14 protein-coding genes are annotated in these 12,369 nt (G+C 39.5%); 3 read left to right on the top strand and 11 right to left on the bottom strand.

The window, feature by feature from the left end; genetic code table 11:
* Positions 1–7 precede the first annotated feature (7 nt).
* The 4 genes from B6D67_RS09325 to B6D67_RS09340 form a co-directional block, all read right to left on the bottom strand.
* The gene (locus tag B6D67_RS09325) at positions 8–682 is read right to left on the bottom strand and encodes an ABC transporter ATP-binding protein (protein WP_002982458.1); all 675 of its coding nucleotides are present in this window, start codon (positions 680–682) and stop codon (positions 8–10) included.
* The gene (locus B6D67_RS09330) at positions 669–1,937 is read right to left on the bottom strand and encodes an efflux RND transporter periplasmic adaptor subunit (RefSeq protein ID WP_010922718.1); all 1,269 of its coding nucleotides are present in this window, start codon (positions 1,935–1,937) and stop codon (positions 669–671) included. Before B6D67_RS09330 ends, B6D67_RS09325 begins: the two co-directional genes overlap by 14 nt.
* Positions 1,938–2,359: 422 nt before the next feature.
* Positions 2,360–2,644, bottom strand: a complete 285-nt coding sequence (locus B6D67_RS09335; RefSeq protein WP_002982442.1) for a hypothetical protein — start codon at positions 2,642–2,644, stop codon at positions 2,360–2,362.
* Positions 2,645–2,790: 146 nt separating this feature from the next.
* Positions 2,791–3,087: a DUF4298 domain-containing protein gene (locus tag B6D67_RS09340; protein ID WP_002982439.1), complete on the bottom strand. Its 297-nt coding sequence runs from the start codon at positions 3,085–3,087 to the stop codon at positions 2,791–2,793.
* Positions 3,088–3,330: 243 nt separating this feature from the next.
* On the opposite strand from B6D67_RS09340, the gene B6D67_RS09345 reads away from it, so the two are divergent.
* Positions 3,331–3,567: a hypothetical protein gene (locus B6D67_RS09345; protein ID WP_011285231.1), complete on the top strand. Its 237-nt coding sequence runs from the start codon at positions 3,331–3,333 to the stop codon at positions 3,565–3,567.
* A 275-nt stretch (positions 3,568–3,842) separates the two neighbouring features.
* On the opposite strand, the gene prsA is transcribed toward B6D67_RS09345, so the two are convergent.
* From prsA to B6D67_RS09370, 4 genes are all read right to left on the bottom strand, one after another.
* Complete coding sequence (prsA, locus tag B6D67_RS09350) at positions 3,843–4,772, bottom strand: peptidylprolyl isomerase PrsA (protein ID WP_010922719.1); 930 nt, start codon at positions 4,770–4,772, stop codon at positions 3,843–3,845.
* 479 nt (positions 4,773–5,251) lie between these two features.
* A complete protein-coding gene (locus B6D67_RS09360) occupies positions 5,252–5,557 on the bottom strand; it encodes a Spi family protease inhibitor (protein ID WP_002993568.1) in 306 nt (101 codons plus the stop codon).
* Position 5,558: 1 nt separating this feature from the next.
* Positions 5,559–6,755, bottom strand: coding sequence for a cysteine proteinase exotoxin SpeB (gene speB / locus B6D67_RS09365; RefSeq protein WP_010922720.1), 1,197 nt, complete (start codon positions 6,753–6,755; stop codon positions 5,559–5,561).
* 271 nt (positions 6,756–7,026) lie between these two features.
* Entirely contained in the window at positions 7,027–7,197 is a 171-nt protein-coding gene (locus B6D67_RS09370; RefSeq protein WP_002982418.1) for a hypothetical protein, read from the bottom strand.
* A gap of 498 nt (positions 7,198–7,695) precedes the next feature.
* Here B6D67_RS09370 and ropB point away from each other — a divergent pair, with 498 nt between their 5' ends.
* Positions 7,696–8,538 carry a quorum-sensing system transcriptional regulator RopB/Rgg1 gene (gene ropB, locus B6D67_RS09380; RefSeq protein WP_002982409.1) on the top strand — a complete coding sequence of 281 codons (843 nt, stop codon included), beginning with the start codon at positions 7,696–7,698 and terminating at the stop codon, positions 8,536–8,538.
* Between the two features lie 240 nt (positions 8,539–8,778).
* Here ropB and sdaB read toward each other — a convergent pair whose 3' ends face one another.
* Positions 8,779–9,594 carry a streptodornase B gene (sdaB, locus tag B6D67_RS09385; protein WP_010922721.1) on the bottom strand — a complete coding sequence of 272 codons (816 nt, stop codon included), beginning with the start codon at positions 9,592–9,594 and terminating at the stop codon, positions 8,779–8,781.
* A 363-nt stretch (positions 9,595–9,957) separates the two neighbouring features.
* Here sdaB and B6D67_RS09390 point away from each other — a divergent pair, with 363 nt between their 5' ends.
* Entirely contained in the window at positions 9,958–10,467 is a 510-nt protein-coding gene (locus B6D67_RS09390; RefSeq protein WP_009880864.1) for a phosphatidylglycerophosphatase A family protein, read from the top strand.
* A gap of 81 nt (positions 10,468–10,548) precedes the next feature.
* On the opposite strand, the gene B6D67_RS09395 is transcribed toward B6D67_RS09390, so the two are convergent.
* Complete coding sequence (locus tag B6D67_RS09395) at positions 10,549–11,637, bottom strand: glycerol dehydrogenase (protein WP_010922722.1); 1,089 nt, start codon at positions 11,635–11,637, stop codon at positions 10,549–10,551.
* A gap of 56 nt (positions 11,638–11,693) precedes the next feature.
* Positions 11,694–12,362 carry a fructose-6-phosphate aldolase gene (locus tag B6D67_RS09400; RefSeq protein WP_010922723.1) on the bottom strand — a complete coding sequence of 223 codons (669 nt, stop codon included), beginning with the start codon at positions 12,360–12,362 and terminating at the stop codon, positions 11,694–11,696.
* Positions 12,363–12,369: the final 7 nt, after the last annotated feature.

Genomic DNA, 12,369 nt, shown 5'->3' on the forward strand with positions numbered 1-12,369 from the left:
TCCCCCTTTACTCTATATCGGAATGTTCTATATTACCATCTCTTAGGATCACCGTCTTTTTGCATAGGGCAGCTACTTCAGGCTCGTGTGTGATGATAATAATCGTTTTGCCGTTATCATTGAATTGTTTAAATAGGTCCATGATTTGGACGCTGGTTTTTGTGTCTAGTGCACCTGTTGGCTCATCACCAAGGATAAAACTCGGGTTAGTGACTAAAGCTCTTGCAATCGCTACACGCTGTTTTTGCCCACCAGATAGCTCCATCGGTTTAAATTCACTACGTTCTTCTAGTCCTACTAGCTTTAACATCTCTAGGGCTCGTTTGCGACGCTCTTTTTTAGGAACATTCATATAAGTCAAGGGTAATTCGACATTTTGACAAGCTGTTAGCTTGGGCATCAGGTTAAAATTTTGAAAAACAAAGCCGATTTTTTGATTACGCAAATCAGCAAGTTCATTATCAGATAAGGATGACACGTCTCTGCCTTCAATGGCATATGAGCCAGAGCCAGGCTTATCTAAACACCCAATGATATTCATCAATGTTGACTTTCCCGAACCTGATGGTCCCATGATGGCTAAAAAGTCACCCTCGTTAACTTCTAAATCGATTCCTTTTAAAATCGCAAATTCTTCAGTTCCAAGATGATAGCTTTTTCGAATATCTTTAAGGTTTAACAATACTTCCTACCTCCATACCGTCTTTCATGCCAGGAAGCGGCTGAGCAATCTTATCTTGCATAGTCAAGCCACTTGTTACCTCAACATAACCTTTTGAGAAGGGCTTAGTCTTGATTTCTTGTTTTTTGACCTTGTTTTTATCAACTTTCCACACATAGGTTTTTCCATTTTCTGCCATTGTAAAGGTTTCTTTCAATACGATCTTGCCAGCTTCTGGAACATTGTTGAGCACATTAACATAGGTGTGTGAGCCAATGAGTGGCTGCTTGTCTGATTGGTCAAGTTCAATAACATAAGGGAATTTTGCTTGGTTTGGATTATCTTGTTGGTCATTGCCACCTTGGCCTTGACCTTGGCCTTTTTCCTCTGCTTTGAGGTTGCCAACTTGGGTTACTTTTCCAGTCCATTTTTTAGAGTTGTCTTTGCGGTCAATCACTTCGACTTTTTGACCGATTTTTAACTTGTCACGGTCAAATTCACTAATGTTACCTTTGACTAACATTTTTGATTTGTCGATAATTTCCATAAAAGTTTCATTTTCTTTTTTGGATTTTGATTGATTTGGCAAATCAGTATTTAGACTAACAATGGTTCCTGCGGTGTCTGACTTAACGGTGTCATACTCTAGTTTACCTTTTTCCGTTGTGGCAGTAGCATTAGCTTTATCGAGTTCGATTTGAGCGGTTTTGACATCGCTATCTGCTGTTTTGGCATCGCTTAGTGCTTGGGATACACTGTCTTCTGCGCTGCGAATTTGCTCTAGTAAGCTCTCATCTGGTGCAGTGTTGTAGCGAGATTTTAGGGTGTTGATTTCATTGACCTTGCGATTGTAGGTTTCCCACTTCAATGCTGCATTGGTTTTAGCAACTTGGAGCTGATTGGCTTTGGTTTGAACATCAAATTCTGAACTTTGAGCCGTTAACCGCTGTGACGTTTCATAGCTAAACAAGGGTTGTCCTACTTTGACAACATCGCCTTTTTTAACAAAGACCTCTTTGACTTCTCCTTTACTTGAGTCGATTTTGACTTTGCTGCTGTTGTTAGCTGTTACTTCGCCAGCTAAGGTCAAGCTGATATCTTTTCCTTGTTCCATGGCTTCTTTTATGGTTAAGGCTTTTACTTTGTTGACACTAGAGACAATTTCTTGTTGTTGATGGTTCATTATCAAGTAGCTACCACCAACCACACAGGTCAACACTCCAGCACTCAACAAGGCTAATTGTTTGCGCGTCATTTTTTTTCTTAACTGAAACATACTTTCTCCTCAATAGCTATTTTTTCTTTTTATACGATTTTTATGGTTATACCATACCAACGTTATCCCTTTTGAACGGTCACTAGCAAGACCTACTAGTCATGATGACGCTTAACACCAACGATTAATCCGATGACCAACAGTAAGATGACAGGTATAATGGATCTTTTTTCATTTTAGCACTTCCTTTTTGGTAGCTTGAAACACGACAAACTGGCTATTTTAGCGTTCTTTTCTTGTTTTTGGAAAACAAAAATCATATAACCGTTCGCTCACATAAGCACGGGTATATGATTTTGTACATTTGCGAGTTAGTGTGTTTGGCTATTTAGGCATTATGATAAGTGAGTTACCATCTTAGGCAGACTGCCTCATGTCATGCGTAACGTTTGCGAGTCACCTTATGCTCTTTGTTGTAACCCTTAGTTTTTAGCAGGAGCGCCTGATCCACCAGCATCTTTTGATTCCATGCCTTCTTCGTTTCCTGCAGGAATCTGAATCACGTTTCCATCTTTTGTGGTGTATTCTGTAACTTCTTCGCCATCAACCACTTTTGTTTTTTTGCTAACTGCGTCGTCTTTGATGTCAGACATTTTGATTTCTTTAACTTCTTCTTTTTTAGAATCTTTTTTTGTGCCACAAGCTGTTAAAAAGCATGTTGCTGCTAATGCTAATGCAGGAATGACTAATACTTTTTTGAATTTCATGATGAAATGCTCCTTTTGTTTTGATACCTTTAGTTTAACAGACGCATCTACTGTTTTTCTAACGATTATCTGTTTTTTATCTGTTTTTTTGAGATTGGCTAGCTTTTTTTGTCCTGTCATCGTAGTATCTGTGACGTTAGCGATGGTTACATATGCTTGTACATGATAGGGGCCAAGTCTAAGATATCAGCTAGTAGTTGGTTATGGTCACCGATCATATCAAAGAGGAGGTCTTCAGATAGGACACCGCACGGGATATCATCCCAAGGTTGGTTTGCAAGCCGAAACCATTCGTCACTACTGTAAAAATTTCTAAGTGTGGCATATTCCTCATAATGCTCTTTAAAGGCATCTAGGGCTTCTATGAGATTTGCTAGCTTTGGGCTAAAGGCCTCATAGGTTTGTTCCATTTTTTCAACGATTAACTGATCTTGCTTTGTCATGGGTTGCTCCTTTGCTGGTTATTACCTTTATTTTACACCGAAATGCTAGCAATTGTCATGAAAAAACCTCTATTTGATAAAAGCATACATCATCCAAAAAATGTGCTCACTCAATAAATATAGGGTCATCATTTTTATTTAAAGATTGTTTTGTGACCTTGATTTTTAATCTTTTTCTCCTTAAAATGACATTATTGACACTCTTGTCTGTTAAGGTGACTATCATTAGATAAGGAGGCCAAGATGACCCATCGTTTTTTTCTCACCCCTCTTTCAACCCTCTGGCGCCGTCTGAGACCAAAGCGTTACTCCAAAAAAGTTTTGGCTGATGAGCCTACTAGCTATCAGCCACCGGCAGCTCATGGCCCGTGCGACGATATTCATCAGTTGCTTGAGGACAAGAGCTTATCAGACGATTATCTGATTGCTACTTCTGCGATGAGACACCTCTGGTACTGGGGGTATAGTCAGATTGGGTAGTTAGAGTTTCTGACTCCCAATCAGCTATGTTAACGGACTATCACTGATAACATTCACGCTAAGCCTCATTCTAGCTAGGCTTAGCGTGAATTTTTTTTGCTGACTGGTTTTTAAATATTAAAGACTCTATCCTTATTTGGATAGAGTCTTTAGCTTTATGACATTGCCCTAGACCATCAGTATAGGACACGTTTCCATTATCGGTGTTTTGAAAAGGGGAGTGATGGCTAGGGCTGTCTTTTTAAGCAACCTTAGGGAAATAAACTGGCAACCCTCTATTTTTGGGCAGGTTGTTTTTGGTTAGGTTTTGCAAACTGGGCTAAGATATTGGCAAATGCTTTGTCTTTGATTTTGACATTTGCTTTATCAAGAGCTTTAGCGATGACTTTGTTTTGGAAGTCAGGGTCTTTTAATTTGCCAGTCACGATGATGTCTTTCAAGCGTTTTTGGTACGCTTTCCAGTCTGCTTTTTTAGTTGCTTTTTTGGTGACTTTGATGATATGGTAGGTGCGTTTTGAGGTGGCTGGATCAAGCGCTGTGATGATTTCTGATCTGTTCCCTTCTTTGAGGCCTGATGCAGCTCTAACTACTTCTGCTGGTAGGGTTGTTTCGCCTGAGTCAAACGTATAGGTTGTTTTTTTATCGGCTGCAGTGGTTTTTTCTTTGGCAATAGCTGCAAAGTCTGCCCCTTCAGCTTTGACGGCTTCAAGCGCTGCTTTGGCATCCTCTTCTTTTTCAAACTGCATGATTTCTGCGGTCATGGTTGGGGTATAAGCGTCATAGGCCTGACGGTAGTCTTTTTTTGAGATGGTTTCGTTTTTGGCTTGTTCTTTGACGGCATATTCGACTAATTTTGTGAGGCGAATTTGTTTTTTATAGGTTTCTGGCGTTAAGCCTGATTGTGCTAGGACTGTCTTAAAGGATGTACCGTATTGGTCTGCGGTTTGTTTATAGGCTTTTTCAACCTCTTTGTCAGAGACTTTGTTGGCATATTGTGTCTCAAAAACGCGGCTAATCACCAAGCTTAACATGGCTTTTTGTGCGAGTTCTGTGTTTTTGGTCTCATTGTAGAAGTCACTGACAGTGATGGTGTCTCCTTTCATCGAGACGAGTTTGGTGTTGTTGTGTGATGATTGACAAGCTGATAAGGTCACGACTGTCGCCAGCGTTACCACTCCTGTAATGAGTTTATTCATTTGTTTCATGTCCTTTTGAGCCTCTTTTCTCATTAATAATTACTGTTATCTTATATCATTAGTCTTAAACGTAGCTTAATCTTGCTTTTTGGTGTTGCTGCTCGTTGTGACTGTTCGTTAGAAAGCCACTGTCTTTAGGATAGGTTAGGTTGTGGTGTTTGGCTGTAGTCATGTATGAACAGAATCTGACGTTGGCTATTTTTGAGTGTTGTTTTCTTGCCACGGTATGGCTAGAATAACTCTCAAAAATCGTAAAAGGACTGAGTCCCATCTCTACAGAACTCAGTCCTTTACCTTGGCATCTTAGGGAAGTCATCATTAGTAGGCGTTGATGACCTCCTTTATCAATGGGTGACTTTTCGATGGAAACAGTCTGCTCCATGAGACAAACACTTGCTTAGGTCGGCGTGAAACTTAAAAGGTAGTGGTATTTTAGAAACACGGTCGTCTTAAACGAGTGGTGAGGGGGCAAAAGCTACTTTGACCGATCAATCCAAAGAGTTGATTTGTTTTTGGTAAGCTTCTATCATACTCCTGACATTATCATGGTTGAGGTCTAGGTTATTATCAAAAGAATAGCCTAAAATGGTGTGCGCTCTGGTGTCTCCTGATACGATGATAAATCCAGCAGGAGACAAAGCATAGATGTATAGCTCACCACCTGAGTGATCTGTGTCTGATGGATAGCTTAACTGCTGCACGCGCATAGGGGTTTTTGTTTGTGTGTTTTCGGCACAAAAGGTTTCAGCTATGCGGCGTGCCTCAGGTTCTGTTCTAACGAAATGCATTTCCATACTAAGGTTTGATGCCTACAACAGCACTTTGGTAACCGTTGAAGCCGCCTGCGCCGCCACCAGTACCAAGAGCTGAAGGGTTTAGTGCGTCAAGACGGAAGAAGCCGTCAGAGACTCCACCCCAACCCCAGTTAACATGGTAGAAGTTACGTCCGTCAGCACCATCGATAACAAAGGCATGTCCGCCTACTTTACCGACACCTTGGTAGTATACTGGTTGGTTTTGAGATAATTCTTTGTCAATTTGTGCTTCCCAATCTTGTTTGCTAAAGTCGCCACGGTTGATTTGGTGAACAGATTGGTTGTAGCCAAAGTTTTCTTTCAAGGCTCTTTGAACACGAGAGCTACCTGCAGAACCACTAGATGGACCATAATCCATGTCTACTGAAATACCAACATCAGCCATCAATTCTGAAATCGCCATTTTTTGAACGTTAGATTCTCTTCCGCTATAAGTAGGTAAGATGTTGTTCCAGTTGTATTGTCTAGTAGAGATAGCTGCAAACAAGTTCTTAGGATGGTTGAAATATGGGTTATTTGAGCTTAGTGTGTAAGTGTAGTCTTTCAACCCTTTGTTAGGGTAATTATGATATTTCATAATTTGAGCAGTTGCAGTAGCAACACATCCTGTAGCTGCATGTTGACCTACAAAAGATTGTTCACCTGGTTTTACTTTTTCAATAACAGGTGTCAATAGGTTGTAAGGGTTACCTTGATTGTAATGAATGCCTTTTGAATCAAGGAGAGATTTAACAACTGGTTGTTTAATCTCAGCGGTACCAGCATAAGTAGTGTCTAATTTTTTGTTTTCTTTGATTTGTTCGACATAACTTTCCATGAAGGAAGCAATGTTTTCTTTACCGTTAGCGTCAAATGATCCGCTGGTAGAGTATCCTAGAATTTCTGGAGAACGTTTATCTCCTGAAACGATAACAAATCCTCCAGTAGAAATATTGTAAACATACATATTAGAGCCAGAAAGTTCTCCACCTAAGTTAACTTTGTCAAGCTTAATATCTTCTGCGCTTCGTGCACCTGCTTTGATAGCTGCTGATTTTTGGATAAATGTGATAGCGCTATCTTTTGCTTCTTTTTCGTTACGAGCAAAGTTTTGATCGGCAAATACTGGGTTAGCAAGAACAAATCCACCTAATGCTAAAAGACTTAATAATCTGACACCTAATTTCTTTTTATTCATTTTTTTTATACCTCTTTCAAAATAAGTTAATCTACTGCATTTGCTTTTAACGGTACATTGGACACACCTCCTTACTTAGCTGAATCGTATGGTTATCATACGATGTCGCTGATACCATGAATGGTAATAGACAATAACACGGTTAGTTGACACTGACAACCCAACCCAATTATTCTCATCTCATGTGAGCCTAATTGGTTTTGGTCAAAAGACGCTATGAGTCGTTGCACTTATCATCTTTTGGTTGATCTCTTATCTTCTGCCGTATCTACTAGGCAGACTGATAGGCAAGATCAGCTAGCAAACAATAGGTTGTGCTTGACAGTTTTTTTAGATGATATGGGACCGTTCTCATTTTGTTAATAACTGATTCTGTGATAAGGATCGTGATAGGGTCCACAACACCAAGTGAAAGTCCTTTGTCTTTTTTTGGGTTGTCCATTAGTTGACTCGTAGGCTTTTTCCTGGCTGATTTATCTCATTTTTACTGACAATTAGCCTTTTAGTTACTATTGTGGCTAGTAGATGCTCATTTCAGTTGACAAGAAACTTAAAAATACTGATAATATAAACAAAATGATTCTTTTGTTTGTCAATGCTTTTATTGACTTCTCATTTTTATCTACTACCATTTTGCAAAAGGAACTACAAAAATAGTAACAATAACCACATAGTAGGCGCCTCCTTTTAACCTTATGGCTATATCATAGCTGCTTATTTTGCTAACCCATTATTTTGTTACGTATTAGGTACACACGTAACGTATTTTTAACATCTATTAGATTAGAAAGGTTTAACATATGACAGTTGATAAAACTATCGCATCTGGCTATTGACCTTATGCACCTATCATAAGCGACTATCATCCGAAACATTCAACTTGTTACGTATTAGGTACATGCGTAACGTATTTTTGACATCAACTAGGAAGGCTTGACATATGGAAATTGGTGAAACCGTTGAATTCATTAGGCATTCAAAAAACATTTCGATTAAACAAGTTTGTGGTGATTATCTCACTAGGCAAACCTATTATCGTTTTATTAAAAATAATCTTGACATTTCTTCGAAAAAGTTACTTTATATCTTAGACAACTTGAATGTCAATGTTGATGAGTTTCTCTTTATTAGTAATAACTTTAAACAATACAAAGAATTTATTGATATGGATACGGCAAAACATTATTTTGAATGCCGAAACATAGAAGGTTTAAATCATATCCTTGATTCTTATAAAGATAGTAAGTCAACAAAGGAAAAGAACCTTTTTGCCTTGGTCAAGGTGTTATTAGCAACTCTTACTGAGGAAGACTGTCTGACAGAGCGGACTTATTTGTCAAACTATCTTATTAATATTGAAACTTGGAGTCACTATGAGACTGTGCTTTTTAATAATTGTATGTTTATTTTTGAGTCTTGCTTTATTGAGATGGTGTTTTCAAAAGTTATTTTGAACCTCGATAAATACAATACCCTAAGGTATTATGGGAATGAATCGATTCGGATGTTTGTCAATATGTTGATTTTGTTTATTCAGCGACAAGAGTATGATAAAGCTTCTGAGATTTTGGCAAAAATTGAAGATTATCAGCTAAATGATGATTGCTTATATGAACGGTGTTGTGTGTCTTTTTTTGATGGCATTATTGGCCTCATAAATGGTAAAGAGGGGGCTGAGCAAAAGTGTGTGCAGATCTTGGAGATCTTCCAATTACTTAATTGCAAAACGATCCATCATATGTTTCAAACCTACCTAGAAGCCATTAAACATAAACTGTCCTGAGGCTCTTTAAAAAGCTAACGCTCTTATGGTGTTAGCTTTTTGATTTGGTATCTTAATAAATGGTGTAGTTTATCTCAACAGCTCCAGGGCGATTTTTTCAATTTGCTTTTTACTTTTTGACAAATCATAAAAAGCAATGACGACAATCATTGCTTTTTCTAGTATTTTTACTTTCTATAGTCATTGCTTTTTTTGATGTAAAAAGCTAGGCCTAGTGAGCAGAGGTCTAGCCTTTTGGTATTATTTCTGAGTAGGTGTACCGTTATGGTAGTTAATGGTGTAGCCATTAGCTGTGTTGTAAACTAATACTTTCTCGTTGATGGTATTATCAGAAGATTGCATTGATACCACGACAGCTCTTGGAATCAACTCGTCTGCGTTATAGATTGGAGCAGCTTCATAATAAAGATAGCCATCACGATTTGCTTCTAACCATTCTTGAGCTCTTTGTTCGGTATAGCGCATGCCGCCTTTTTGGTCACGACCTCCTACATTTTGGGTACGTGTCCCTGTAACGGCATTGACTCTGAGTGCATCTCCACCGAGACTATCTGCAATGAGATGACTTCTATTCCAGAAATCTCCGACATAAGATAGACCATTTAACCATTCAATTTTATATTTGACATGATTAGGGTTTCCAGTCCAGCCTGCGGGGTTTTGATTTTTACCGAAAGATTGTCTAACACCGTAGCTACCTTCAACATTGGCATAAGTCAATGTACCTCTAGCAGTACGCGTCCTTCCTAACTCATCTAATTTGCTATAGAGAATATCTCCTGCTTTAGGAAAGAGTGCTGGAGTGATCTGACTAGTACCTAAGGTTTTGTAATAGTTGGGACTGTCATTGAATGTCCAAGCTAATGCTTCGTTTAGGTACTTGCTTGCGCCATCATTTAGAACAACATCATTTGAGACCTGTGTTTGTCGTGCCAGTGCAGTATTTTCAAGTGTGACTGTTGTTACAGCCATTGTGGCTGATACAAGAGCTACCATTGAAAATTTTACTAGCCGACATTTTTTAGAAAAAACCCGTCTTGATCCAAGTAGATTCATATGCTTGTCCTCTTTTCTAATTTCGCTCACTAACCATAGTATACGCTTACTTAACTAGTTTATCAATAGTTTTTTTAAAAAATATGAAAATTAAAGGAGATAGTAAGGAGAAAAAAGAAGGCGTTGTCTTTTTGTTTTGCCATACTAATATCATTTTTGAAATAGGTGCTGTGTGTCACCTAGAGGTGGTGATTGTATTTAGGCCTAGGTAAGATGGTTACTTTACTATCGTTTCTTTGACTTTTACCAAGTAGGGGATTTCAGTAGTCAACACCTCTTAAAAAAGAACTATTCCCTCTTTAGCTGTTGTAGAGGTTTCTTAAAATCTTTTATGTTACAATAAAGAAAAAAAGGAGGTTTCACATGTCAACTGACCATCAATTACGAGAAGTTTCTTATCAATTACTGGCTGAGCGAGGGGTTTCTTTAGAAGCTATTGCAGAGCTGGTGCTTTTTTTGCAGAATGATTATATTCCCAATTTGACCATGGCAGAATGTTTAGAGAGCGTTGAGGCGGTGCTTGCAAAACGAGAAGTGCAAAATGCTATTATCACTGGGGTAGAATTGGATAAATTGGCTGAAGCCAACCAGCTGTCTGAGCCACTCCTTAGTATCTTGAAAACCGACCAAGGGCTGTATGGGATTGATGAAATCCTGGCCTTATCCATTGTTAACCTCTATGGGTCTATCGGTTTTACCAATTATGGGTATCTGGACAAGACAAAACCGGGAATAGTTGACAAACTCAACCACAAAGATGGCTACTCCTGCCATACCTTTTTAGATGATATTGTTAGCGCCATTGCGGCAGCAGCTGCCAGTCGTATTGCCCACAATGACCCCGCTAAAAGTGCTATTACCAACCAACAATAAGCAAAACAAGTCTAGGAAGTGACTCCCTAGACTTGTTTTTTTGAGGTTATCTGGCAAATAAGAAATCTCTTTTTGGTTAGCCTATCGACTCGTAACATAGGCATCAACAGCAACCAAAGCCGCTGCTACATCTTCTGGACTGATAACAAATGGCATTTGATGGATGGTTTCGCCTGCCATGGTTGCTTGACGGCCAATTTTTAAGAAATCCTCTTGAGTAGCCGTGTCTAAATGCATTTCTTTGAGGGTTGTTGGCATGCCAATAGCTTGGTAAAAGTCGATGTAGCGGTCAATTTCTTCACGCGAACGATTTTCCAAGAAGAGTTGGGTCAACGTGCCATAGGCGACTTTTTCACCATGGGTAAGGTGATGAATAGCACCTGTCAGCGCTGTAAAGCCATTGTGAATGGCATGTGCAGCAGCCAGACCCGCACTTTCAAAACCAAGCCCACTAAGAAGTGTATTGGCTTCAATGACATTTTCCAAGGCCGGGGTCACGACTTGTCTGTCACAGCTAGCCATCGCTTTTAGGCCATCTGCAAACAAGGTCTGCTCACAGGCTTTGGCAATGGCAACTCCTGCCAAGGTTTGATTGCCACCTGCCATGGTGTCTCCATTTTTTTGCATAACAGCACGCGCCTCTACCCATGTTGCTAACCCATCTGCAATCCCTGACGCCAATAAGCGTTTTGGTGCCTGACAGATCACTTGTGTGTCAACCAATACAAGATCTGGATTCTTTGAATAGAAAATGTATTTTTCAAAGGCTCCTTCATCGGTGTAAATAACCGATAAGGCTGAGGTTGGGGCATCTGTTGAAGCAATGGTTGGGGCAATAATCACCGGAACAGCAAGTAAGTCAGCGATAGCCTTAGCACTGTCAATGGTTTTTCCACCACCAAGTCCAATAATAACATCATTGCCATTTTCCTTGGCAATGGCAACCACGCGGCTGATTTCATTATCTGAGGCTTCGCCATTAAAGGCTACGTGAACAGGAGTCATGCCATTATCTATCAAATAGCTTTCAAATCTTTCTCCGACGATGCCATACACCACGTCATCACACAGTAAAATGGGGCTATCCCCTAGTTGTTTTAGGGTTTTAACATTGGTAAACAAGGCATTTTTACCTTGAATGTAACGAGATGGACTTGCAAATACTTTCATCGTTGAACTCCTTTATCTGTGATTCCTAATGATGTGATTACTACTGATGCTATTTCTTAAATGCTCTTGCGGTGATGAATGGCTTCCCAATCCTTGCCAAAATCGTCAACCGCTTTTTGAATAGATGGCATGGCAAATCCTGCTTCAAACACATCTGGGCCAGCAGTGATGGCTTGTGCTCCTAGAGCAAAGGATTTATTAACCTGAGCCACATTTTTAAAGCTTGCTGCCAAAATCTTACTATTAGCATTCTCGCGGTTAATAGCTTCTGCTAATTGTTCTATGACAGCTTCTGGATCAATATTAAGATTTTCCATACGGTTATAGTAAGGAGCCAAATAATCAGCGCCAGCTTCAATGGCTAATAGTCCTTGGAAGGTCGTATAAATAGCGGTTGCTGTGATGTGATAGCCTTCGGCTTTCAAGGTTTTAATGGCTGCAAGGCCCTCTGTGGTTACAGGTACTTTGACATACACACTATCTCCACATTGCCTGCGGATTTCAGCAGCATCTTTTAAGATGCCTTCGTAATCTTGGGCGATCACTTGAACATGAATAGAAGCCTTGTCACCGATAATAGCACGGACTTCTCGAATCCGTTCAAAGAAATCAATCTCACCTTCTTTTTTGGCAATAGAAGGGTTTGAGGTCACACCTGCGAGAGGCAAAATGTGATGCCATTTTTTAATAGCTTCTAAATCTAAAGTGTCTAACATGTATTCCATACTTATT

The sequence above is a fragment of the Streptococcus pyogenes genome (assembly GCF_002055535.1).
Classification (GTDB): Bacteria; Bacillota; Bacilli; order Lactobacillales; family Streptococcaceae; genus Streptococcus; species Streptococcus pyogenes.

Excerpts from the sequence above, each read along its gene's own strand:
- B6D67_RS09330 (WP_010922718.1), bottom strand. The coding sequence starts at position 1,937 with ATGTTTCAGTTAAGAAAAAAAATGACGCGCAAACAATTAGCCTTGTTG.
- B6D67_RS09335 (WP_002982442.1), bottom strand. The coding sequence starts at position 2,644 with ATGAAATTCAAAAAAGTATTAGTCATTCCTGCATTAGCATTAGCAGCA.
- B6D67_RS09340 (WP_002982439.1), bottom strand. The coding sequence starts at position 3,087 with ATGACAAAGCAAGATCAGTTAATCGTTGAAAAAATGGAACAAACCTAT.
- B6D67_RS09345 (WP_011285231.1), top strand. The coding sequence starts at position 3,331 with ATGACCCATCGTTTTTTTCTCACCCCTCTTTCAACCCTCTGGCGCCGT.
- prsA (WP_010922719.1), bottom strand. The coding sequence starts at position 4,772 with ATGAAACAAATGAATAAACTCATTACAGGAGTGGTAACGCTGGCGACA.
- B6D67_RS09360 (WP_002993568.1), bottom strand. The coding sequence starts at position 5,557 with ATGGAAATGCATTTCGTTAGAACAGAACCTGAGGCACGCCGCATAGCT.
- speB (WP_010922720.1), bottom strand. The coding sequence starts at position 6,755 with ATGAATAAAAAGAAATTAGGTGTCAGATTATTAAGTCTTTTAGCATTA.
- B6D67_RS09370 (WP_002982418.1), bottom strand. The coding sequence starts at position 7,197 with ATGGACAACCCAAAAAAAGACAAAGGACTTTCACTTGGTGTTGTGGAC.
- ropB (WP_002982409.1), top strand. The coding sequence starts at position 7,696 with ATGGAAATTGGTGAAACCGTTGAATTCATTAGGCATTCAAAAAACATT.
- sdaB (WP_010922721.1), bottom strand. The coding sequence starts at position 9,594 with ATGAATCTACTTGGATCAAGACGGGTTTTTTCTAAAAAATGTCGGCTA.
- B6D67_RS09390 (WP_009880864.1), top strand. The coding sequence starts at position 9,958 with ATGTCAACTGACCATCAATTACGAGAAGTTTCTTATCAATTACTGGCT.
- B6D67_RS09395 (WP_010922722.1), bottom strand. The coding sequence starts at position 11,637 with ATGAAAGTATTTGCAAGTCCATCTCGTTACATTCAAGGTAAAAATGCC.
- B6D67_RS09400 (WP_010922723.1), bottom strand. The coding sequence starts at position 12,362 with ATGGAATACATGTTAGACACTTTAGATTTAGAAGCTATTAAAAAATGG.